Origin of the sequence: Streptosporangium sp. H16 (genome assembly GCF_051918855.1) — a bacterium.
Classification (GTDB): Bacteria; Actinomycetota; Actinomycetes; order Streptosporangiales; family Streptosporangiaceae; genus Streptosporangium.
This window is the reverse complement of the sequence record NZ_JBPXMD010000019.1, coordinates 150524-172419: the sequence shown is the minus strand read 5'-3', so window position 1 is coordinate 172419 and position 21896 is coordinate 150524. Positions and strand designations below refer to the sequence as shown.

Sequence of the window (21896 nt, the reverse complement as noted above, 5' to 3'; positions counted from 1 at the left end):
GGTGGCCCACCGCTCCGGCAGAAAACCAGGAATCTCATCTGGCGACCGGCCTCGAACTCCTATGGCCACGGCAAAGGGCAGGGTATCGGAGCGGGAGCGCCTGAGGAGGTCAGAGGTCGTCGAGGGGCATGCTCACCAGCGAGCGGTCCAGCGCGTCGAGATCGAGGCCGCGCAGCCGCGCGAGCAGCGCTTCGGCCTCGGGCGCCTCGTGCGCGGCCGCCCACTCCAGGACGATCTCCGCGGTCCTCGCGGTTTCCGTGGCGGTGAACCGCCGGAAGCGCAGGCCGGCGCCGCCGCTGATCACGTGCTCACGGCCTCGCCGGTCGGGGACGAGCCGCAGCAGCCGCTCTCCCAGGACCACCGCCTCCGCGAGCGGGACCTGGGACTCGTCGTAGTCGACCGCCCACAAAAAACAGGATCGGGCCCCCTCGACGTCACCGCGGTCGAGCAGGTCGAAACACGAGCGGAAGGTCTCAGCCGGATCGAGGTCGACGGGCCGGAGGCCGTCGAACCCGCGCCTGTCGTCCTCGGCGATGCCCTGCCTGGCGAGATGCTCGAGCAGCAGCCGGTGGATGAAGACATGGCCGTCGTCGACGTCTCGCATGATGACGCGGTCGCACGCGAAGACGAGGAACCGTTCATACCGAAACGGCACGAGCCCGGCGACGGCGAGAAGGCCGTGGACCAGATAGTGGTGAAGGAGATTGATACCCGCGCGCCAATAGCCCAGGGTGAGTCCGAAAAGCACGCCGACGGCGATTCCCGACCACCCGAGAACGGGCGTCAGCAAGGCCGCCACGCCCAAGGCTCCCACCGTGAACAACCGGGCGAAACGGCGGAGCAAGGGGCCCGGCCGGCAGCTCGTCTCCTGATGGGGGATCTCCCCGATGGCGTACGGCGCGCCGTGGAAGTGGCGTTTCACGCTCTCCACCTGGTCCTCCCCGAATAACACCGCCACCGCCACGATCAAGCCGCCGGCGACTCCGCGCATCGCGGTGGCCAGGACGTCGCCGGCGAACAACCCGGCCACGAGGCCGACAACTCCCCCGGCGATGCCGAAGACGGGAACGCTCCCGGCGACGAAGGCCAGGTCGTCCGGCGTCATCCGCGGAGGAGCGGGGCGTGCCGACGCCGGCAGCGGAACACCCAGCAAGCCGTCCTTGACCGCCAGGCAGGCGATCAAAAGCCCGGCGGCAGCCCCGAGGACCAGGCCCATGACCGGCCCGAGGAAGGTCCAGCCCAGCGCGCCGATAAAAGACCCGAAGGTCAGGCCGCCGATGCTCGCACCTGTCACCAACAGGAACCGTCGCCGACCGATTCCTGGGAGCCACTCCCCAGCCTGCGCGCCGACGCTGAAAACGACGTTCCTGCCCCGGGCCAGGTCGCGGGCCATGTAGATCAGCCAGCGCAGGGACGTGGCCTCCGTGTACTCGGGCCTGAGCCGCCTGCGCCCGAACATGCGGTGGAGGTAGTCGTCGAAGAGCTTGGCCCGCCAGGTGCGGACCGTGGCGTGGTCCGGCGGCGCGACGACGGCGACACCGGAGTAGGCGGCGACGGCGACGTGCAGCATGAGCGGGGTCCTCACGAGGTCCCAGAGCACGGGGTCGGAGCCGATGGCGGTGCGGATGCCGTCCAAGGGCTCGCCCAGCTGCTCCAGGAAGGAGGCGACCTGCTCCCGGCTCAGCGGCTCCAGGCGGACCGCGTCGTCGATGTCGAGCTTGATGCCGAGCGCCGCGTAGTCCGCGGTCCTGCTGCAGACGACGAGGGGGGCCGCCCCGCTGTGGCGGATGTACTCGTTGATCTGCGACGCGCACGTGACTCGCAGCTCGGGCGTCACCTCGTCCAGGCCGTCGAGCAAGGGGACGATCTCGTTCTTCTTCAACCACGCCGCAGCGGCGTCCGGGTGCACCTTGTAGCGCACCCCGGTGAGTTCGTCGTGTAGCCAGTCGCCAAGGGATCTCGTGCCCCGGGTCCAGGAGCCGAGGTGGAAGACGACCGGGATGGGGCGGTCGTCCCCGGCTTCCTCCAGCAGACCTTTCGCGATCTCCAGCAGGAACGTCGTCTTCCCGGTGCCGGGCTCGCCCAGGATCAGGAATCTTCCCCCGAAGCGGGAGAAGACCTCGACGGGGCGGGTGCCCGCCGGCAGGCGCGACGCTGCGGGCCCGAGTTCCCGCACCAGCGGATTCCACGGCCTGACCACGGCGCCGGGATCGTCGATCAAGCCGATCTCCAGGCGAGGGGTCTGCTCGTAGGCATGGTCCAGGAAGCCGGCGATCCAGGTCCTCCGGACCTTCCGTAGGATCTCGCGGCGCTCCCGCAGCAGCAGGTCTTCGTCGGCCTCCGGCCGGGTCTCCCGGGCGGCCTCCCTCGCGCGACGCCATCCGAGAAGGAGCGTGAGAAGCGGGATCACTAGCCACGCCACCCATAGGTACGGCTGGAGCGCTTGCGGAATGGTGTCGGTGGCGACGTTTATCGTGATGCCGAGGAGAACGCCGATGAGCTCTCCCGCGACGATCCATACAAAGGTCGGCGTTCGGCGCATGAGGCAGGCCCTTCACGCTCATCGACGAGAGATACGTCTCAGTAGACAAGACGATCACCTCCCGCGCAACGCCTGATTCGGCCGCTTCAGACGAACAGGCGTCGACGCTCCGCCAGAGGGCCATCTGGCCATCATGAGGGATGTGCTGGCCGACGACCGCCGCCACAGCTACTGGGGCGGCGTCACCGCGATCAGCAAGGACCTGGAGCTGCGAGCCCTGCTCACAGAGCGGCTGTCGCACGCCTGAGCCGCCTGCGAAGGGTCAAGTCGCCGGGCAACGCGGCCGGCGTACGGGCAGGAAGGCCCGTACGCCGGCCAGGGCCGCCTCATCCTGCCCAGCGCGCCCTCAGCAGAGCGGCTTACTTCGGGGTTGGGGACAGGTTCGGGAGGAGGAGGCCGTTGCAGGTGACGCGGCAGCCCGCCGCCGCTATCGGCGGGTGGCGTGAGAGGGCAGCCTGGCCGCCGCCGGGACGCCGAGCGCAGCGACGGCGGCGAGAAGCAGCAGCGTGGGCCCCATCGCGCCGCCGAAGGCCGCGGCCGTCCACCGCGGTCCCCCGCCACCGGCTTGTCCGGCGGCCAGGCCGGGCGCGATGAGCGTGATCGACGTGGTGGCCAGGGCGATGCCCAGCGCCGGGCCGATGTTCATGACGGTCTGCTTCAGTCCGCCGGACACCCCCGCGTCATCGGCGGATGCCCGCTGCACGACGACGGCCGTCGCCGTGACCATCACCGTGCTGAAGCCGGCACCCAGCATGAGGAACGCCCCCGTCATCACCGGCGAAGCCGTCGGCCGGTCCACGCCGGCCAACAGCAGCATTCCCAAGCTGACCAGGGCCGTCGCCGCCAGGGCCGTCCGGCGGGGACCCTGCCGGCGCAGGAGCACGGCGGCGACCGGCGCGCCGACCACCATCGTCACCGCCGGCGGCAGCATGCGCAGCCCAGTCTGCAGCGGGTCCAGTGCCAGGACCTCCTGCAGGAAGTAGCTGCCGACGAACAGTGCCCCGAACATCGCCGCGGCGGCTGTCAGCAGGACGGCCAGCGCCGCGGTCAGCGTCCCCGACGCGAGCACGTGCCGGGGTATCAGCGGGTGGGCGGCGATCCGCTGGTGCCGGGCGAACGCGCCGCCCGCCGCGACGGCTGCGGTCAGGCTGAGCGCGGTGCCCGCGGTCCATCCCGTGCGCGGTGCCTCCACCAGGGTGTGGACCAGGCACGCCAGGGCCGCGGCCAGCAGGCAGGCGCCGGTCAGTCCGAGCCGGCCGGCCCCGACCCCGGTGCCGACCCCGGTGCCGGGGTCGGGGTCGGGGTCGCGCGGTGCCGGCGCGCGGACGGCCAGAGCTGCCACGCCGATCGCGAGCGCGGGGGCGATGTTCAGGAGGAACACCGAACGCCAGCCGAAGTGGGCGGTCAGCGCGCCGCCGAGGAGCGGGCCGGCGGCGGCCGCCAGGCCGATGGCGCTGTTGCGTACCGCGATGGCCATCGGGAGCCGGTCGGGCGGGAACGCGGCACGGAGCATCCCGAGGGTGGCCGGTTGCAGCAGCGCGCCGAAAAGTCCCTGGGCGACGCGCAGGCCGATGACCCAGCCGATGCCGGGCGCCAGCGCGATCGCCGCCGAGGTGGCGGCGAAGCCCAGGGTCCCGGCGGCGAAGACCTCCCGGTGACCGTAGCGGTCGCCGAGCCTGCCCGCGAGGACGAGCAGGGCGGCCACGACGATGAGATAGCCCGTGCTGGTCCACTGGACCTGCGCGAACGAGGCGTACAGGTCCCGTTGCATGGCGGGCTGGGCGATGGTGAGCACGGTTCCGTCGAGAGCGACGATGGCCGCCCCCGTGACGCTGCCGGCCAGCGTGAGGTGGCGGTGGCGTCCCGGCCTCACCGCGGTTCCGGCCCGAGGTGCGCCTCCAGCGCGGCCCGCAGCAGCGATTCGAGCTCGGTCGATCCGGTGGTCAGTTGCAGGCTGCCCCAGGCCCACAGCTGGGCGATGCCGTGCGCGTTCGCCCACAGCACGCCCGCGGCGATCCGCGGATCCACGCCCGGCCGCAGGCCTGCCCGGGTCAGCAGATCCACCACGACGTGGAACAGCGGCAGGCTGGCCTCCCGCAGGCCCAGATGGTTGCTCTCGAGCAGGTCGTGGCGGAACATCAGCTCGTACATGCCGCGGTTGGCCAGCGCGAAGCCGAGATATGCCCGGCCCAGCGTCGTCAGCTGCGCGCGCGGATCCGCCCGGCCGTCGCCCAGCGCCCGGACGACCTCGGCGCCCAGGGCCGCGAAGCCCTCCCGTGCGATGGCGGAGAGCAGTTCCAGGTGGGTGGGGAAGTATCGGCGCGGTGCGCCGTGCGAGACTCCGGCCCGGCGAGCGATCTCACGCAGTGACAGCGCCTGCGTCCCCTCGCGGGTCACCAGATCCACGCCGACCTCTATCAGGCGGGTACGCAGCCCGGCGTCCTCCTCGCGCATGGACACTGTCTACCAGCGTTGAGTAGACAGTGTCTATGCGCGAGGACCGACGGGATGCCCCCATGCCGCTTCTGGGGGCATCGCCTGTCTCAACACCTCGGTGGCACGCCTGGTCACGGTCAGCTCGGTCCGCTGCGGTAGGGCCGTGCGGCGCTGCGGGCGGCGGGTGCGCTAGTCGTTGTCCTGCTCGACGGCGTTCCACAGGAAGGCGCTGCTGCCGGTGATCTGGCTGCTGCGGGAGTCGAACGTCGCCGAGCCGTTCACCGCGTCGTCGTCCTCGGCCGCCGTCACGGTGAGAGGCTGAGGGACGTCCCAGTTGTCCGGGGTGAAGGTCAGCGGCGGTCCGGCGGACAGGTCCGTGTCGCCGTAGACCCGCGCGGTGCCCACGATGACGTTGCCCGGGGGCTGCTGGCTGAGCCGTACCTGGACGCTCGCCGTGCCGCCCTCGGGCACCGTGAGGTTGGAGGGGGAGATGAGGATCCGCAGCCGCGGGGGTGAGGGCGAGGGGCTGGGTGAAGGGGTGGGACTCGGCACCAGCTTGACCGTGCACGGCACGCCGTTGAGGGCGAAGTCCGTCGGCGGCGGGTTGCTGCCGGTCCAGGTTCCGTTGAAGCCGATGCCGAAGGTCCTTCCGGAGCCGATCGATCCGCCCCAGGCGGGGTTTCTGGCGGTGACCCGCTGGCCGCTCTGGCTCCACTGCGCGCTGAAGCCGCTGGTGATCTGCTGGGTGCTCGGGAACGTGAAGGTCAGCGCCCAGCCCGAGAGCGGGTCTCCGGTGTTGGTGATGTCGATGAAGGCGGTGAAGCCGCCCGACGAGGTGCCCCAGGTGTGCGAGGTATAGGTCACAGCGCAACCGACCGCCGCGTCGGCGGAGGTTGCCGTGCCGCCTATGACGGCCCCGGCCGCGAGCAGCGCGGTGGCCGCGGCCGACGTCAGAACCCTGTTCCTTGACGAGCCCTTACCGAGTCTCACGAATGACCAACCTCCCGTTGAGACGCCCCGTTGGCCGCCGCCCGTCCGCGTCGGCGGTTTCAGGTTCGGACGGTTCTCTGAGGATGTACAGACACCGTCGTCGCCCGTACGGTCATCGCCTCCCCGGAGCCCGTGCGAGACCTGGGGAAGGGCCTTCAAGACCTCGGGAAACGCCGCCCTCACACCCGACGCCCAAGCGGGGACGGCAGGCGGAACCGCATGAAAGATTCACGCGGCGCCGACGGCCCGACCGGCGAGCCGCCGGTGACGATCAGCACGTCCTCGATGAGTGACCGGCTCGCAGGACGGTGACCCGCCGCCGGCGGGGTCGTCCGCGACGGCTTACGAGTCGGTGGCGACAGTGGCGAGGCGCGCAGGCGGTTGTCCGGTCGGCTCCGGTGTCCGGTCGGCTCCGGGCTGGAGATCGAGATCGTGGCGTGACGGCTTTCGGGGGCTGCGATGCGAGGATGGAGGGATGGTCAGTTTTACGTCATATGACGGGACCGTGCTCGTCTGTCATGAGCGCGGAGAAGGTCCGGCGCTGGTCTGCTTGCCGGGCGGGCCGGGGCGGTCCTCGCGATACCTGGGAGATCTCGGCGGTCTGGCGGCTCAGCGTCGGCTCTTCCTGCTGGACAATCGAGGAACCGGCGAATCCGCGGCGCCACTGGATCCAGACACGTATGCGATGGACCGCATGGTCGCGGATGTCGAGGCGCTGCGGGTGCGTCTGGGGTTCGAGCGGATGGACCTGCTCGGGCATTCGGCGGCCGGAGGGCTGGCGTTGCTCTACGCGGCCCGGTATCCCGAACGGACAGGGCACCTGGTGTTGGTCACACCGAGCGTGCACCCGGTGGGGATCGAGATAACCGATGAGCAGTGGTACGCCCAGATCGAGCGCCGAGCCGATGAGAGCTGGTACGAGAGCAGGCTGCCGGACCTCAAGGCGTGGGACGCGGGCGATGAGAGCCGGCGCCTGAGGGCGCAGCCGTTCTTCTACAGTCCTTGGAACGAGACCGCCGAAGCGCACGCCACACGGTTCGCCGAACGCTCGGTCGAGGCGGCGAAACGCTTCCACACCAACATGCCCGCTGCCGAGAAGACCCGGGCGAGCCTGGCGAAGGTCACCACGCCGGTCCTGGTGATCGCGGGAGAGCAGGATCCAGGACCACTGCCCGCGCACGCGGCCGAGCTGGCCGGGATCTTCCCGCGCGGGACCAGCATCGTGCTGCCCGGGGCTCACTATCCCTGGGTCACCGCTCCGAAAACCTTCGCCGAGGCGATCGAGAGATTCCTCGGCAGCTAGCCGAGCGGCGGCACATCTGGAAGTGTCGCAGCTGGGCGGCACGACGCGTCATTCATGACGATCAGCGAGCATGTCGCCCTGTCCCATCCCGTGTTGACCGGGATCTCCAGAAAACATCCGGCGGGAAGGGGAAGGGACGCTGCCCGGCGCCGACGGGAAACCGGGCGTCCAGGCCCGCATACGCACCGGTCATCCGGCAGACGGGCCGAGCGCGTGGCCGATGCGCGCGTGCAGCGTTCCGAAGCGCTCGACGAGCTCGGCCGGTTCGTGGACGGTGAACTCGAAGCCGAGCAGGGTCACGTGCAGTGCGAGCCCGTCGAGGGAGTCCGAGCCGACCCACAGGGTGCAGCTGCGCTCGTCGACCGCTTCGATCACCCCTGTTTCGGCCGATACCCGTTCGGCCACCTGTGCCGCCGGGGCGTACATGGTGAACCGCGCCCGGTGGCGATAACGGCCGACGCCCACGGCCCAGGACGCGTACCCACCGATGTCGTCGGCGGGCGGCTCGCGAGGGCTGAACCGGGGGCCGGCCGGGGTCCGGGTCCGCAGCCGGTCGACCCGGAAGGTCCGCCAGTCCGCCCGGTCGAGGTCGTAGGCCACCAGGTACCAGCGGCGCCCGGCGTGGACGAGCTTGTGCGGCTCGACCGTGCGGGTGCTCTCGGTGCCGTCATGGCTGCGGTAGTCCATACGCAGCCGCAGGTGGTCGCGGCAGGCCGCGGCGATCGTGGTCAGCGCCTCGGCCGAGACGACCGCGCCCGGCCGGTGCTGGGCCACGATGGCCGCGTCCAGCGTCGAGACCCGGTATCGCAGCCGGGGAGGCAGGATCTGTTCCAGTTTCGCCAGAACCCGCACCGACGTCTCCTCGATCCCGGCCACCGCGGCGTTGGCCGCGGTGCGCAACCCCACCGCGACCGCGACGGCCTCCTCGTCGTCGAGCAGCAGCGGCGGCATGGCGGCCCCGGCACCCAGCCGGTATCCGCCGACGTTCCCGATCGTGGCGTGCACCGGATAGCCGAGCTCGCGCAGCCGATCGACGTCACGGCGCACGGTACGCACCGTCACCCCCAGCCGCTCGGCCAGCTGCGGACCGGTCCAGTCCCGGCGCTGCTGCAACAACGACAACAGCCGGAGCAACCGGGCGGACGTCTCAAGCATGCCCCCATTGTGCATCGCAACGAGGACAGTAACTGACCTCCTTGGCTGACATGATCGTCTCAGTGTCCGCCGCTGACCGCCGCCGAACGGAGCAGACGCCGGACGGCGTGGTGTCGGCGGAGCCTTCGCCCGGAACACCGGTCACGGGCCTTCGGGCGGGTTCGCGACCGGGCCCAGCGAGGCGAACCCGCCCAGCCAGGGCGCCACCCCACGCACGCGGCCGAGCGCTTCGTGCCGACATAGAGGAGTCGTGTGTTGAACAGCGAGATCAAGCCGTTCCAGGTCCACATCCCGCAATCCGAGCTGGACGATCTGCAGCGGCGCCTGTCCGCCGTTCGCTGGCCCGGCCAGATTCCGGACGTCGGCTGGAGCCGCGGCGTGCCGGTGGGTCACCTGAAGGAGCTGACCGAGTACTGGACCACGACATACGACTGGCGCGCGACGGAGAAACGGCTCAACCGGAACCCGCAGTTCACCACCCGGATCGACGGGCTGGACCTGCACTTCCTGCACGTCCGCTCACCCCACCCGCAGGCGTTCCCGCTGATCCTCGCGCACGGCTGGCCCGGGTCGATCGCGGAGTTCCTGGATGTGATCGAGCCGCTGACCGACCCCGACGACCCTGCCGACGCCTTCCACCTCGTGATTCCCTCGCACCCGAACTTCGGGTTCACCGGGCCGGCCGCGGCGGGCTGGGACGCGCGCCGCATCGCCACCGCCTACGCCGAGCTGATGGCCAGGCTCGGCTACGACAGGTACGGGGCGCAAGGCGGCGACTTCGGCTCGATCATCGTGCCCGACCTCGGGCGGGTGGATCCCGAACACGTCGCCGGCGTGCACGTCAACGCGGCCACCGTCGGGTTCATCCCGCTCGGCGACGTGCCCGCGGACACGATCCTCACCGATGCCGAGCAGGTCAGGCTCGACCGGATGAACCAGTTCCTCTCCGACGGCAACGGCTACTTCCAGATCCAGGCCACCCGCCCGCACACGCTCGGCTTCGGCCTGGCCGACTCCCCTGTCGGCCAGCTCGCCTGGATCGGCGAGAAGTTCCACGACTGGGCCCATCCCGCGGGCTCGATCGGAGCCGACCAGGTCATCACCCACGCGATGATCTACTGGCTGACCAACACCGGCACGTCCTCGGCCCAGATGTACTACGAGTCCATGCACACCGGCAACTGGCCCACGCCCTCCCAGGTGCCCACCGGCGTGGCCAACTTCGCCGAGGACATCGCGATCCGCGCCTTCGCCGAACCGCTCAACAACATCACCCGCTGGACCGAATACGACCGCGGCGGGCACTTCGCCGCGCTTGAGGTTCCCGACCTGTTCGTGGACGAGGTGCGCGCCTTCTTCCGTACCGTCCGCTGAACACCCGGCCACCGCATCCCGGCCGGAGCTTCGATCGGGAACGCCATGCTCCTTCTTCAGGAGCAGGGCGTTCCTCGCATTGTGGGAGGCCGACGCTCTTGCCGCGCTGCCCCGCGGTGGCAGCGCGGCCTCGGCTCCGGGGGCGGTTACAGAGCGATCATCTCAAGGCGGACCACGTACGAGTACGCCGTCTGCTCGGTCCCGGTGAGGGTCCTCGTGATGATCGTGCTGGCGCCCGTGGCGAGCCCGGCGCACGTGCTGCCGGAGGCGGTCACCGTGCCGAGCCGGTCGCCCTGTCCCCAGGCCGGGCCGTCGGTCTCGCGCAGCTCGAAGTCCACGTCCTGGGTGCTCTGGATGATCGAGGTCGGGTATTCGAAGTCGCCGGGGTCCCCGTCGCCACCGGCGTTCATGCCGAAGTAGTTGGCGTTGAGCGTGGGGAACAGGTTCCCGCCGACCAGGAACCGGACCTCGTCCCGGCCGTCCCGGTCGGCCACGTTGCCGGCGTCGATGTCGTACAGTTCCACGCGGCACGAGCCGGCCATCGCGGCCGCCGGGGTCGCGGCCAGCGCCATCGGCGCCACCAGACCTCCGGCCAGGGCGAGTGCGGCGATCACCTTACGAGAATGCATGCTGCTCCTCCTGGAGACGCTGACGTTTCGCGACCGTCGCGAAACGCGGCATCAGAGTCGCGGACGTGGTGTGAGCACATCGTTAGACCACAGGTCAACGGCATAGAGCACACGGTCTCCGCGCCTTCTGACACAGCCGCGCGGCAGGCCCGCGCCTACCGTCCTCGCATGGGAGACTCCTTCAGCCTGCTGCTGCTCGGCACGCCCGAGCTGGCCGTCGGGGGAAGGCCGGTGCGGATCCGTTCGGCCAAGACCCGGGCACTCCTCTGCTACCTCGCCACCACGCCGGGGGCGCGCTCGCGGGCCGAGCTCGCGGGGCTTTTGTGGGGCGAGCGTCCCGACGCCAACGCCAGGGGCAGCCTGCGGCTGGCGCTGTCGGAGCTGCGCAGGGACGTGGGCGGCTGGCTCGACATCACCCGCGACCACGTCGGCCTGCGCGCCGGCGACGGCTGCTTCGTGGACTACCGGCAGCTCACCCGGGACCCGACGGTGGCGGGGGCGCTCCGGTTGTGGCGCGGAGAGTTCCTCGACGGTCTCTCCTTCGGGGACGCGCCCGCGTTCGCCGGGTGGCTGGAGTGCGAGCGGCGGCGGGCCCGGCTGGTGCTGCGCGAGCTGCTCGTACGCGCCGGGCCCGCCGCCTGCGAACACGTCGTGCGGCTGGCCAGGATCGTGACGGAGCTGGACCCGTACGACGAGGAGGCCCACCGGGTGCTGATCGCCTCCCTGGCCGGGTCCGGGAACCGGGCCGCGGCCCTGGCCTGTTACGAGGAGCTGCGCCTGCGGCTGGCGCGCGAGCTGGGCGTCGATCCCGCACCCGAGACCCGCGCGCTCCGCCGGGACCTCACGTCCCGGCCCGCGACCGCCCGCCGGGCCGCCCTGCCGGTCCCCGGGGCGGAGCTGGTCGGCCGCGAGTCCGACATTCGCCGCCTGCGTGCCCTGCTGTCCCGGGAACGCCTGATCACCCTGTCGGGCCCGGGCGGCATCGGCAAGACCCGCCTGGCCATCGCCGCGGCGGAGGCCGAGGACCGGGATACCGCGTCCCTCTCCCCCGCGAGGACCTCCACGGGGACCGGGAAGAACGACACCGCCGTCCCCTCCTCCGCGAAGCCCGGTGAGCACGACTCCTCCGCGAAGCCCGGTGAGCACGCCGCCGCGTCCCCCTCATCGACGGATGTCGCGTTCGTGTCTTTTGCCGGGGTGCAGGCGGAGGCGGCCGTGACGACGCTCGCGCGCCGGCTCGGCGTGGACCTCTCGCCGCCGCGGCCCGCCGCCGAGCTGCTGCTCGCCGCCCTCGCCGGTCGCTCGACGCTGCTGGTGCTCGACAATCTCGAACATCTGCCGTCCTTCGACGGGGTGATCGCGGAGATCCTGCGGGTGGCGCCGGGCCTGCGGGTGCTGGCGACCAGCCGGCGGCGGCTGGACGTGCCCGGGCAGGTGATCGTCCCGGTGGAGGGGCTTGCCGAGCCGGCCGCCGAGGCGTTGTTCGTCGCGCGGGCGCTCGAGGCCCGGCCGGGGTTCGACCCCGAGCGCGAGGCCCCGCTGGTGGCCGCGATCTGCGCCGCGACCGGCGGGCTGCCGCTGGCGATCGAGCTGGCGGCCGGCCTGCTGCGTGCCGTGCCGTGCGCCGACCTGGCCGAACGCCTCGGCGTGGACACGGAGCTGCTCTGCACGTCCGGACCCGCCGCACGGCCCAGGCACGCGAGCATGCGTACGGTCTTCGAGACGTCCTGGCGGCTGCTCGACCCGGCGAGGCGGGCGGCGCTGGCGGCGTTGTCGGTGTTCGGCGGCGGCGCCACCCTGCGCGCGGCCCTGGAGGTCGCGGAAACCGGCCCTGAGGTGCTGGTCCACCTGGTCGACCACAGCATGCTGCGGCTCACCCCGTCCGGCCGGTACAGCCTCCACCCTCTCATCCAGCGGCTCGCCGCCGCCCATCTGGAGGACCCGGGGGTACGCGAACGGCACGCCCGCCATTACGCCCGTCTCCTCGACCGGCACGCCACCGCGCTCCAGGACGGCTCGGACGCCGAGGTCGTCCGCGTGCTCGGCGTCGAGATGGACAACATCCGCCTGGCCTGGCGGGTGTCCGGGCAGCCGCGCTTCCTGGACCGCTACTGGACGTTGTGCCTGCGGTTACGCCTGTACGAGGAGTCGGTGGCGATCGTCCGCGAGCACCTCGACCGCCCTGTGGAGGACCCGCGCCTGCGGGCCCGCCTGCTCCGGATGGCCGCGGTGAGCTCCCACCAGCTCGCCAGGGAACGCGCCGCCACCCGCCTGGCCCGCGCCGCCCTCGACACGCTCGGCGAGCCAGTCCCCACCACCCCCACCGGCCTCGCGGCCGCTCTCCTGACCGCCGCCACCCGCCAGGCCGCCCACCGCCTCCTGCCGGCCGCGGCCGCCCGCCTCCTCCTCCCCGCACCCCGCGCGGACGAGACCGAGGCCGCGCAGGCGCTGACCTTGCTCGCCCGGCTCGCCTACCACGGGCAGGACCTCCCCGTGATGCTGGTGACCTCGCTGCGCCAGCTCAACGCCGCCGACCGCGGCACCGACCTCGCCCTGCGCGCCGAGTCCTGCGCGAACTTCGCCACTATCGCCCGCCTCGCCGGTCGCCACCGGATCGCCACCTGCTACGGCAGCCTCGCCGATCAGGCACTTTCCGGCATCGACCATCCGGACGAGGCCGTGCACCGGGCCCGGCTGGCCCGCGGGATCGACCTGCTCCACGCGGGCCGTTTCGAGGACGCCAGGCGGTCGTTCACGGAGGGACGGTCGCGGACGATCGACCCGCGGGTGGCCGAGAACTGCGCCGGCATGCTCGCCGAGACCGCGCTGTGGCAGGGTGAGTTCGCCACGGCGGCCGCCGGGTACGCGGAGACGGAGGAGCTGGCGGTCGCGCGGGTGGGCGGGGACGACATCGGCCGCCACTGGTGCCTGACCGGCCGGGCGGAAGCGCTGTTGCGCCTGGACGGGGTGCCGGTGGAGCGGATCCGGGAGCTGCTGGCGGCCGCCCGCGCCTCGCACGAGCGGCGGCGTACGCACGCGAAGGAGATCGGCCTGCGCGACAGCCCGGCGAGCCGCACGATCCAGGAGCTGCGCCTGCTCACCGTCGCGGCCCGCCTGGACCCGGCGCGGGCGCCCGCGGCGCTGGCCGAGGCGCTGACGCTGGCCGAGCGGCTGCCGACGGTGCAGCCCGGCATGCTGGAGTGCTGGACCGGCCTCGCCGAGCTGCTCGGGGACGCGGGGCAGGACCGGACCGTGGCCCCCCTCCTGCTCGGGCACCTCTCCCGGTACGCCGCCCGCAACCCCGGCGCCGCCGCCCGGATCGGCTGGGCCCTCGCGCTGGTCCTGGCCGCCCTGGGCGGGCGAAGGCGGGCCAGGCGTGCGGCCGAGCGGGCGATGGCGACCGCCGAACGCCTGGCCGCGCCGTACGACCACCGCAGAGCCGAGTCCCTGGCCCGCGCCCTTGGCTGAAGGTTTCACCGTCTTCGAGGAAGGACGGATGGTGCGCACGCGCCTGTCATCTTCACGCTGCCGGGTGCCGGCGCCCCGGGGTCAATCGACCGTGATGACGAGCTTTCCCGGCGCGTTGCCCGCCGCCAGGTCACCTACCGCGGTGGAGGCCTCCGCCAGGGAGTACGTGCGCCCGACGGCCGGTCGTATGGTCCCGGCCTCGATGAGGTCGCGCAGCGCGTCCAGGTCGGCGGTGCGGGTCAGCGCGATCTGCGCGTCCAGGCGCTGGCGCGTGAACGGGGTGATCAGCCGGGCGGCGAGCAGCCGGCTGATCCCGCCGAACCACCGGCCGCCGCCCTCGCCGCCGACGATGGCGAGCCGGCCGCGCTCGGTGAGCAGCCCGCGCAGCAGGGGCAGCGGCCGGATGCCCGCGATGTCGATGATCAGATCGTAGGTCCCGGTGAGCGGCTCGCGCGTGTAGTCGATGACGGCCTGGGCGCCCAGCGACCGGACGAGGCCGGCCTTGGCCGTGCTGCACACGGCGGTGACGTGGGCGCCGCCGGCGACCGCGAGTTGCGTCGCGAAGCTGCCCACTCCGCCGCCGGCACCGATGACCAGCACCTTCTCGCCGGTGGTGACCTGGCCGACGGCCCGTAACGCGGTCACCCCTGAGACGGGTACGGCCGCCGCTTCGGTGAAGCTCAGATTGGCGGGCTTGCGGGCGAGCTTGCCCGGGCGGGCGAGCGCGAACTGCGCGTACGCGCCGGTCGCCTGGCCGTACACCTCGTCGCCGGGGCGAAACGCGGTCACGTCGGCGCCGACGGACTCCACCACGCCGGCCACGTCCATGCCCGGCACGCGGTTGCGGGGCCGGCGCAGGCCGAAGCCGAGGCGGCCGACGAGCGGCAGCCCGGTCATGACGTGCCACACGCCGTAGTCGACGCCGGCCGCGTGCACCCGGATCAGCACATCGCCGGCGCCGGGCGCCGGGATCGGGACCTCACCGAGGCTCATCGTGTGCGGCGGGCCGTACTCGTCCTGGACGATCGCCCTCATGGGGGGTCTCCTTCGATGTCGGGGTACTGGAAGACGTCGTCGAGTCCGACCCGGAACACCCGGGCGATGCGGAACGCCATCTCCAGCGAGGGGGAATAGCGACCCTGTTCGATCGCGATGATGGTCTGGCGGGTGACGCCGACCCGGTCGGCCAGCTCGGCCTGGGTCATCTCCTCGTGCGCGAACCGCAGGGCCCGGATCGCGTTGGTGACCCGCGTCGGCTTCACCACGTCTGGAAGCCGCCCTTGCGGTACGCCATGATCTTGGCGAACGAGCTGAGCACCGAGGACAGCATGAACGCCAGGTAGACGGTGTTGGCGATCCAGAAGTGGCGCAGCTCGGCGATGGCCATGACCAGCACGGCGAGCGCGCCGATGATGACGATCGACTGCCCGATGCGCTCGCTGACCTGGTTGATCTCGCGGTCGCGCTCGTCGGTGCGGTCGGCGCCGTGGCCGCCCGCGACGGCCATCGCGATGTGGGCCACCATCGCGGCGACGATGGCGCCGCCGATGGTCCACAGCAGAGTTCCCGCGTAGGCGACGTCGGCGAGCGGGCCGTCGCCGGCCCGGCTCAGGACGGTCACCACGTAGATCGTGTACGCGCCGATGGAGACCACGATCATCACCCAGGCGCGCTTTTCCTCGAAGGCCATGCCCGCCCCTCATGTAAAACAAAGCTGACATCAATCAATGTAAAGCGTCTCAGACACCATGTCAAAGTTTATTTACATGCACGGCCGACGACGCCGTGGCGCCCGGCGCGGTGTCGCTCCAGGACGTCCGCAGCCGGCCGGACGGCGCAGGTCACACCGGCCCGCCCTCATCGGAAGAGCCGCAGGGTCCGGGCCACTCCGGCTCGCGCCGCCGGGGCGGCGCCCTCGCCGCCCCGGCGGCAGACGCCTGGCCCGTCGCCGGACGAGCCCGCAGGGTCGTTCAGGGCCTGCGGCCGTGGAAGGTGCGGCGCAGGTCGCTCACCCAGGCGTCGGGGTTCTCCCAGGGGACGAAGTGGCCGCCGCGGTCGTGGGCGTTGACGTTGACGTGGTTGAACCAATCGGCCTGCGGGCCGTTCTTGAATGCCCGGACGCGCTCGCCGGCGGTGTGGATGCCGGGCGGGTTCTCGTACGTGACGAAGGTGAGACCGACCGGGGCCCGCACGACCGGGGTGCGGTCGTGGGAGGGGGCCCAGGGGTAGCGGTTGGCGTTGGCGTAGTAACGCATCGACGTGGCGATGGAGTTGTTCACCCAGTAGATCGTGGCGTGGGTGAGCAGGTCGTCCTTGGTGAAGACGGACTCGACGTCGCCGCCGTTGTCGCTCCAGGCGTTCCAGCGCTCCAGCAGCCAGGCGAGCAGTCCGGCGGGCGAGTCGCTCAGCCCGTGGGCCAGGGTGGCGCCGTCGAGCATGTGCACGGCGAGGTGGGACGCCCAGCGGTGGTCCAGCTCGATGACGCGGGCGCGGACGTCGTCGGGCTGGTCGTCGGTGAGGGGCCGATTCCGGGCGAAGTCCCAGGCGCGGGGGCCGGTGAAGAAGTCGAGCGGCAGCCCGGAGCCGATGTGGATGCCGTACAGCTCGTCGGCGTACTTGTGGCCGAGCTGGCTGGAGACGATCCCGCCGATGTCGCAGCCCCCGGCGGCGTATTTCCCGTATCCCAGGGTCTCGGTCATCAGGGTGTGCCAGAGGTCGGCGACCTTCCAGAAGTTGACGTCGGGAAAGCCGGTGAGCGGGCCGGGGAAACCGAAGCCGGGCAGGGACGGCACGATGACGTCGAACGCGTCGGCGGGGTCACCGCCGAACGCGGCCGGGTCGGCGAGCGGGCTGATCACCTTCGACCAGTGCCAGAACGTCCACGGCCAGCCGTGGGTGAGGATCAACGGGATCGGGCGGGGGCCGCGGCCGGGCTCGCGCATGAAGTGCACCGGGACACCGGCGACGCTCACCTGGTAGTGCTCGTGGACGTTGATGGCGGCCTCGGCCCCGCGCCAGTCGTAGCCGTCCCGCCAGTAGGCGACCAGCTCACGCAGATAGCTGTCCGGGACGCCGTAGGACCAGTCCCCGTTCCCCTCGTCCAGCGGCGGACGGGTCAACGCGAGACGGGCGCGCAGGTCGTCGAGGACCTCGTCGGAGACATGGATGGGGGCGGACTCCAGGGGGAAGGCGTGCGGAGTGGTCATGGCGTGGTTCCTTTCGCCGCGACTCGGCCGCCTTGGCACCGGCGCGGACGCTCAACGGCCCTGACGATGGGATGTTTCCACATCCGCCCCGGGGGCGTCGCACAGGTTGGTCTGCCCCGGTCCTGTGGAGGCGGGTTCCATCAGACCCGGACCGCTTCGGCCGGCGGCGGGACGCGCACGCTACGGCCGCGTGCCGTCAGTTGCCGCGCAGCGTCTGTGACGGCGCCCGGCCGTAGCGTGCGCGGTAGAGGGCGGCGAAGCGCCCCTGGTGTGGGAAGCCCCACTGGGCCGCCACGTTCGTCACGGTGCACCTGGCCGGATCGCCGGCCGCCAGCTCGTCGTGCACCCTGCCCAGGCGCACGTCCCTTAGGTAGGTCATCGGGGTCAGGCCGAGATGGCGGCGGAAGCCCTCCTGGAGCGAGCGGCCGCTGACCGCCACGGCGCGCGCGACGTCGTCGGTCGTGAGCGGCAGGTGGGCGTGGTCGTCGATGTACCGCATCGCCCGGCGCACCACCTTGGGCAGGGCGGGCGGCCGGGGGGCGTTCAGCCGCTCCAGGTAGTTGGACGGCTGCCCGGTGAGCAGGGAGGAGAGCATGGCGTTCTCCAGGTGGGCGATCGCCAGCGGCTGCGCGGCGAGCCCGTCGCCGTGCTCGGCCTCCCTGACGATCAGGTCGGCCATCGCCTTCCAGGCTCGCGCCCAGCCGGCGGTCATGTCCATGCCCAGATCGAAGACGATCGGGCGGTCGAGCCGCTCCCCGAGCATCCGCTCCAGGGCGTCCTCGACGACCGGCCGGTCGAATTTGACGATCAGCTGGGGGCAGCCCGCTCCCCAGCGCATGTCGAGGTACTCCGACGGCGACGGCAGGGACGCCAGGTCCGGCGTCGACACGATCTCCTGACCGCCGCACCGGATCAGGCTGCGCCCGGCCAGCGGGATCTGCACCAGGAAGAAGGACTCGAGCTCCCCGGGCTCGATGCGGACGTCCACCCCGTAGTCCAGGTAGTTCACCCGCACGGTGCCCAGCTGGACCGAGTTGAGCCGCGCGGCCAGCCGGGAGGCGTCACCGGTGAGCTCCAGCCGGTGGGGGCAGAACACCCGGCCCACCAGCTCGCGGGTTTCGTCGAGGTCCGCGGTGTCGAAGACCGGCCTGTTACCTAACGGGAGCGGCCCTCGCGTCTCGCCCATCGACACTCCAACCCTCTGTGCCCGTACGTGTCCGCACGTGCCGTCGCATGCGCACGGCGACGCGAGGTCGCGCGCGGCCGGTCCCCACATGGTCCACCGGCCGGGCCCGGCCGACTATGGAGAAATACGCAAAGACTTCAAAGGACGATGTCCGATAGTGGACAGCCCTCGCGGGCGAGGCGCGACGGCGGGCCCACGGGCGCGCCGGGCCCGCGTGAGTCACCGCCGGGAGGGCTCCACCGGGTGGTGGCGCGTGACCCTGCTTTCGGGTGACGGCGCGTGACCCGGCTTTGCCGTGGCTTTCATCCGCCGGTCCTACCGTGTGCTGGTGACGTCTTTTCACCGGTACCTCGCGGAGGAGGTCGCGGTCGACCACGCGGAAGGGCTCATCCCCCGGCGCGAGGCGCTGCACCGCCTGACCCTTCTCGGGCTGGCGGCACCCGCCGCCGGCGCGCTGCTCGCGGCCTGGGGAACCGGCGGGGAGAGCGCGGCCGCATCGGCCGCCACGGGACCCGGTGCCGCTACCGGATCCGGTACGGCGACGGCGTCCGCCGCGCCACCGGACGGCGCCTCACCCCCGGGACCCCCGCCCCTGCCGACCGAGGAGATCATCTTTTCCGGCACCGAGAGCGGCGTCACCCTCAGGGGCACCTGGGCGGCGCCCGCGCAGCCGCGGGGCGCGGTGCTGGTCATCCACGAGAACCGCGGGCTCACCGATCACATCCGGTCGGTCGCCGGGCGCCTGGCGGCCGACGGCTACTGCGCGCTCGCCGTCGACCTGCTCTCCCGCGAGGGCGGGACCGCCTCCTTCGAGGACCCGGCGCAGGCCACCGCGGCGCTGGGCGCCATCTCTCCCGAGCGTCTCGCCTCGGACATGAAGGCCGCCCTGGGCGAGCTGGAGCGAGGCGCCCCCGGCAGGAGGCTCGGCGTCACCGGTTTCTGCTTCGGCGGTGCGATGACCTGGCTGCTGCTCGCCTCGGACGAGCCGCGCCTGTCGGCGGCCGTCCCGTTCTACGGCCCGCTTCCCGACGACGCCGACCTCTCCGGATCGAGGGCCGCCGTCCTCGCGATCTACGCCGAGCGGGACGACCGGGTCAACGCCACCCGCGACGAGGCCAAGACCGCCCTGGAGAGGGCGGGCCTGGAACACGAGATCGTGACGTTTCCCGGCGTCGACCACGCCTTCTTCAACGACACCGGCCCGCGGTACGACGCCGGTGCCGCCGCCGAGGCGTACCGACGCGTCCTGGACTGGTTCGGCCGCCACCTGGCCTGAGCGCCCCACAGCCCACGTGCCCACGCGGTCCCCGTGTCCACGCGCCCCCGCCCGCCTCGGCGGAGCGGGGCGGGACGCCGGGCAGAGGCCGCGGGCGGCGCGCCGGGGCGGGGCGGGACCGGGCGGGACGGCGGGGCTCAGCTCATGTCGAGGCGCGCTCGGTGGAGATCCCCCCGGGCAGGCCGGTCACCACGACCTCTCCCTCCCGGTCGACGGCCGCGCTCACCTCCGCTCCGGCGACCCGCAGGCCGCGGGCGGAGACCGCGCCCAGGGGGGCGCCGGCGAGCGGGCGCAGCAGCAGCCGGCCCTCGGGCACGTCGGGGTAGAGACCGAGTGCCGCGTGCACGATGGTCACCGCGGCGGCGGCGGACCAGGCCTGCGGGCGGCAGGCGGCGGGGTAGGGCACGGGGCGTCCGAGCGCCGAGCGGTCGTCGCCGCCGAACAGCTCCGGCAGCCGGTAGCCGAACGTCTCGCCCGCCGCGAGCAGCCCCTCGGCCAGGGTCGCCGCGTGCGTGGCGAATCCGGCGCGGGCCAGCCCGGCGACCACGATCGCCGTGTCGTGCGCCCAGATCGACCCGCAGTGGTAGGACAGCGGGCTGAAGCCGCCCGCGTTCGCCGACATCGTCCGCAGGCCGAAGCCACCGGCCATCTCCGGGGAGACGAGGAGGTCGGCGATCTGAGCCTCCTCGGGCCCGGTGAGCAGGCCGGTGCCGAGGAGGTGCCCGATGTTGCTGGTCAGCGCGTCGACCGGGCGCTTGTCCCGGTCCAGGGCCAGGGCGGGGAACCTCCCCATCGGCCCGTCCACCCAGAAGCGGGCCCGGAAGCGCTCGGCCAGCGCCGCGGCGTGCTCGCGCCAGCGGGCCGCGCCGGGACGGCCGAACGCCTCCAGCAGGTCGGCGCCCTGCCGGGCCGCCTGGTGGGCGTAGCCCTGCACCTCGACCAGGGCGATCGGCGGCTGGGCCTGGCGGCCGTCGTGGAAGCGCAGCGCGTCGCCGGAGTCCTTCCAGCCCTGGTTGGCCAGGCCCCGGCCGCTGGTGTCGACGTACTCGACGAAACCGTCCCCGTCGGGGTCGGCGGGCCCGCCGAGCCAGCCGAGGGCGGCCTGCAGGTGGGGCAGCAGCGCGGCGATCTCCTCGGTGGGGGCGCCCCAGCGCCAGGCGTCGTGCAGCAGGCCGATCCACAGCGGCGTGGCGTCGATCGTGCCGTAGTAGGCGGCGGGCAGGTACAGGCCGTTGCCCTCGACCGCGAAGTCGTGCCGTCGCAGCTCGTGCATGATCTTCCCGGGGGCCTCGCCGGAGCCGGGGTCGACCTTGGTTCCCTGCCTGCGGGCCAGTACCCGCAGGGTGCCCATCGCCAGCTCCGTGCCGAGCGGCAGCAGCATGCGGGCGGCCCAGATGCTGTCGCGGCCGAAGAGGGTGAGGAACCAGGGCACTCCCGCGCCGAGGAAGGTGTCGCCGGGGGCGGCGGTCTCGGCCAGCCGCAGCGAGCGCAGGTCGTCCATGGACTGCTCGAAGAGCCTGCTCAGCCGGTGGTCGCCGGCGACGACCCGGGGTTCCCCCTCCCCCACCGCCCACTCGGCGGGGCGGGCGGGCGCGGTCACCACGGCCTGGGGGTCGTGCACCTCCACCCGCCAGGACAGGATGACCCGGCCGCGGGGCGCCAGCTCGACCGGCCAGCGCAGGAAACCCGTGCGCGCGTACCCGGTGGACCCCGTGGACCCCGTGGACCCAGGGGACTCGGCCCGCGCGCCCGTACCGGTCACCGTGACCCGCACGCCGCCGGAGCGCCAGGAGATCTCATCGGGCGCGGTGCGCTCCGGCGCGGCCTCCGCGGTGTCGCCGCCGGACTTGACCACCTCGATGGGGGCGAAGTCGCAGCCCAGCTCCAGGCTCACGACGGCGGTGACGGGAACGGTCGCGCTGGAGACGATCTCGACACGTTCTTCCATGCCACCTGGTACGACCTGCCGGAACCGCTCGATCCGTACAGTGGGATCGGGGACGGGATCGCCCAGCCATCGGGCCAGCGTGACGAACGTGGTGGCGCCCGGCCCCCGCGGCGCGTGGCCGACGGCCTCGGGCTCCCGGCCGTCGATCGTCAGGGTGGCCTGCGACAGGGCGCGGGAGTCCGCGTGGAACACGCCCTGGACACCGGCCGGGCGGATCTGCCCGTCGGCGCCGCTCAGTGCGACGGTCGGCGCCAGCACGGTGCTGACGAGGTCGTGCAGCAGGGGCTGGAGGCGGTGGGCCGCGGTGGAACCGGCCGCCGTGACCGCCTGTGGGGTGGGGGACGAGGCGTCGTCGAGCACGACTTACTCCCTGAGATCGTGTC

Annotated in this window: 16 protein-coding genes; 4 read left to right on the top strand and 12 right to left on the bottom strand. The window is 72.4% G+C overall.

What is annotated here, in order from left to right; all coding sequences use genetic code 11:
* Window positions 1-109: 109 nt before the first annotated feature.
* The 4 genes from ACTOQ2_RS28605 to ACTOQ2_RS28590 form a co-directional block, all read right to left on the bottom strand.
* A complete protein-coding gene (locus ACTOQ2_RS28605; protein ID WP_440103693.1) occupies window positions 110-2542 on the bottom strand; it encodes an NACHT domain-containing protein in 2433 nt (810 codons plus the stop codon).
* A 427-nt stretch (window positions 2543-2969) separates the two neighbouring features.
* Entirely contained in the window at window positions 2970-4415 is a 1446-nt protein-coding gene (locus ACTOQ2_RS28600) for an MFS transporter (protein ID WP_440103691.1), read from the bottom strand.
* Complete coding sequence (locus ACTOQ2_RS28595) at window positions 4412-4996, bottom strand: TetR/AcrR family transcriptional regulator (protein WP_440103689.1); 585 nt, start codon at window positions 4994-4996, stop codon at window positions 4412-4414. Before ACTOQ2_RS28595 ends, ACTOQ2_RS28600 begins: the two co-directional genes overlap by 4 nt.
* Window positions 4997-5167: 171 nt before the next feature.
* Window positions 5168-5968 carry a cellulose binding domain-containing protein gene (locus ACTOQ2_RS28590; RefSeq protein WP_440103688.1) on the bottom strand — a complete coding sequence of 267 codons (801 nt, stop codon included), beginning with the start codon at window positions 5966-5968 and terminating at the stop codon, window positions 5168-5170.
* Between the two features lie 475 nt (window positions 5969-6443).
* On the opposite strand from ACTOQ2_RS28590, the gene ACTOQ2_RS28585 reads away from it, so the two are divergent.
* Entirely contained in the window at window positions 6444-7271 is an 828-nt protein-coding gene (locus ACTOQ2_RS28585) for an alpha/beta fold hydrolase (protein WP_440103686.1), read from the top strand.
* A 189-nt stretch (window positions 7272-7460) separates the two neighbouring features.
* Here the strand turns inward: ACTOQ2_RS28585 and ACTOQ2_RS28580 are convergent, their stop codons facing one another.
* Window positions 7461-8426, bottom strand: a complete 966-nt coding sequence (locus tag ACTOQ2_RS28580; protein WP_440103684.1) for a helix-turn-helix transcriptional regulator — start codon at window positions 8424-8426, stop codon at window positions 7461-7463.
* Between the two features lie 252 nt (window positions 8427-8678).
* Here ACTOQ2_RS28580 and ACTOQ2_RS28575 point away from each other — a divergent pair, with 252 nt between their 5' ends.
* Complete coding sequence (locus ACTOQ2_RS28575; protein ID WP_440103682.1) at window positions 8679-9800, top strand: epoxide hydrolase family protein; 1122 nt, start codon at window positions 8679-8681, stop codon at window positions 9798-9800.
* A 146-nt stretch (window positions 9801-9946) separates the two neighbouring features.
* Here the strand turns inward: ACTOQ2_RS28575 and ACTOQ2_RS28570 are convergent, their stop codons facing one another.
* Window positions 9947-10429: a hypothetical protein gene (locus ACTOQ2_RS28570; protein WP_440071916.1), complete on the bottom strand. Its 483-nt coding sequence runs from the start codon at window positions 10427-10429 to the stop codon at window positions 9947-9949.
* Window positions 10430-10597: 168 nt separating this feature from the next.
* On the opposite strand from ACTOQ2_RS28570, the gene ACTOQ2_RS28565 reads away from it, so the two are divergent.
* Complete coding sequence (locus ACTOQ2_RS28565) at window positions 10598-13897, top strand: ATP-binding protein (protein ID WP_440103680.1); 3300 nt, start codon at window positions 10598-10600, stop codon at window positions 13895-13897.
* Between the two features lie 81 nt (window positions 13898-13978).
* Here ACTOQ2_RS28565 and ACTOQ2_RS28560 read toward each other — a convergent pair whose 3' ends face one another.
* The 5 genes from ACTOQ2_RS28560 to ACTOQ2_RS28540 all read right to left on the bottom strand — a co-directional run bounded on the left by ACTOQ2_RS28560 (window position 13979) and on the right by ACTOQ2_RS28540 (window position 18289).
* A complete protein-coding gene (locus ACTOQ2_RS28560) occupies window positions 13979-14932 on the bottom strand; it encodes an NAD(P)-dependent alcohol dehydrogenase (protein ID WP_440103678.1) in 954 nt (317 codons plus the stop codon).
* Window positions 14929-15162 carry a helix-turn-helix transcriptional regulator gene (locus tag ACTOQ2_RS28555; RefSeq protein WP_440103677.1) on the bottom strand — a complete coding sequence of 78 codons (234 nt, stop codon included), beginning with the start codon at window positions 15160-15162 and terminating at the stop codon, window positions 14929-14931. The genes ACTOQ2_RS28560 and ACTOQ2_RS28555 overlap by 4 nt, the downstream gene beginning before the upstream one ends.
* The gene (locus tag ACTOQ2_RS28550; protein ID WP_440071913.1) at window positions 15156-15587 is read right to left on the bottom strand and encodes a hypothetical protein; all 432 of its coding nucleotides are present in this window, start codon (window positions 15585-15587) and stop codon (window positions 15156-15158) included. The genes ACTOQ2_RS28555 and ACTOQ2_RS28550 overlap by 7 nt, the downstream gene beginning before the upstream one ends.
* A gap of 280 nt (window positions 15588-15867) precedes the next feature.
* Entirely contained in the window at window positions 15868-17103 is a 1236-nt protein-coding gene (locus tag ACTOQ2_RS28545; RefSeq protein WP_440103675.1) for an epoxide hydrolase family protein, read from the bottom strand.
* Window positions 17104-17299: 196 nt separating this feature from the next.
* On the bottom strand, window positions 17300-18289 hold the full coding sequence (locus tag ACTOQ2_RS28540; protein ID WP_440103673.1) for an AraC family transcriptional regulator: 990 nt from the start codon (window positions 18287-18289) through the stop codon (window positions 17300-17302).
* Between the two features lie 328 nt (window positions 18290-18617).
* On the opposite strand from ACTOQ2_RS28540, the gene ACTOQ2_RS28535 reads away from it, so the two are divergent.
* Window positions 18618-19565: a dienelactone hydrolase family protein gene (locus ACTOQ2_RS28535; RefSeq protein ID WP_440103672.1), complete on the top strand. Its 948-nt coding sequence runs from the start codon at window positions 18618-18620 to the stop codon at window positions 19563-19565.
* 142 nt (window positions 19566-19707) lie between these two features.
* On the opposite strand, the gene ACTOQ2_RS28530 is transcribed toward ACTOQ2_RS28535, so the two are convergent.
* A complete protein-coding gene (locus tag ACTOQ2_RS28530; protein ID WP_440103670.1) occupies window positions 19708-21873 on the bottom strand; it encodes an amylo-alpha-1,6-glucosidase in 2166 nt (721 codons plus the stop codon).
* Window positions 21874-21896 lie beyond the last annotated feature (23 nt).

Bases quoted from the DNA above. Each gene is read 5' to 3' on its own strand.
- ACTOQ2_RS28565 (WP_440103680.1), top strand. From the start codon at position 10,598: ATGGGAGACTCCTTCAGCCTGCTGCTGCTCGGCACGCCCGAGCTGGCC.
- ACTOQ2_RS28585 (WP_440103686.1), top strand. From the start codon at position 6,444: ATGGTCAGTTTTACGTCATATGACGGGACCGTGCTCGTCTGTCATGAG.
- ACTOQ2_RS28580 (WP_440103684.1), bottom strand. From the start codon at position 8,426: ATGCTTGAGACGTCCGCCCGGTTGCTCCGGCTGTTGTCGTTGTTGCAG.
- ACTOQ2_RS28545 (WP_440103675.1), bottom strand. From the start codon at position 17,103: ATGACCACTCCGCACGCCTTCCCCCTGGAGTCCGCCCCCATCCATGTC.
- ACTOQ2_RS28550 (WP_440071913.1), bottom strand. From the start codon at position 15,587: ATGGCCTTCGAGGAAAAGCGCGCCTGGGTGATGATCGTGGTCTCCATC.
- ACTOQ2_RS28570 (WP_440071916.1), bottom strand. From the start codon at position 10,429: ATGCATTCTCGTAAGGTGATCGCCGCACTCGCCCTGGCCGGAGGTCTG.
- ACTOQ2_RS28595 (WP_440103689.1), bottom strand. From the start codon at position 4,996: ATGCGCGAGGAGGACGCCGGGCTGCGTACCCGCCTGATAGAGGTCGGC.
- ACTOQ2_RS28605 (WP_440103693.1), bottom strand. From the start codon at position 2,542: ATGCGCCGAACGCCGACCTTTGTATGGATCGTCGCGGGAGAGCTCATC.
- ACTOQ2_RS28540 (WP_440103673.1), bottom strand. From the start codon at position 18,289: ATGGGCGAGACGCGAGGGCCGCTCCCGTTAGGTAACAGGCCGGTCTTC.
- ACTOQ2_RS28560 (WP_440103678.1), bottom strand. From the start codon at position 14,932: ATGAGGGCGATCGTCCAGGACGAGTACGGCCCGCCGCACACGATGAGC.